Here is a 407-nt window from a genome sequence, read left to right as displayed (position 1 = left end):
AGCAAAGTTATTGTACTCAATACATCTCGGTTATGGCGCTCTGATATGGCAAAAGTGTTAATACAACGAGAGTTAAAGAAATACAAGATAGATGTAAAAGCAATTGAACAATCAAATTACAGTATATATGCACATGATGCGAATGACTTTTTAGTGAATGGTATGTTAGAGCTATTAGACCAATACCAACGTCTTGAAATTGCATTAAAACTAAGTAGAGGGAGAAAGAAGAAAGCGGAACAAGGTGGATATGCGGGGGGGCGGTGTGATGTTTGGTTATAGAGTAAAGAAAGGGTAAAAAGTGTTAGAAGTAGATGTGGAGAAAGCGGTAGTTGTACGTAGACTATTTGAATTAAGACACTTTTTTAAAGATTGGTCGCTAACTCAATTGGCAGAACGACTGAATA

At 36.4% G+C, this 407-nt stretch carries 1 pseudogene; it reads left to right on the top strand.

Annotated elements, in window-relative coordinates:
* Window positions 1-407: pseudogene (locus tag MR063_RS21580) on the top strand (recombinase family protein); the annotation flags it as partial.

Source organism: Bacillus cereus group sp. BfR-BA-01492 (assembly GCF_022662815.1).
GTDB classification, from domain to species: Bacteria; Bacillota; Bacilli; order Bacillales; family Bacillaceae_G; genus Bacillus_A; species Bacillus_A cereus_BD.
Note: the sequence above shows the minus strand (reverse complement) of the source record. Positions and strands in the feature narration are given on the sequence as shown.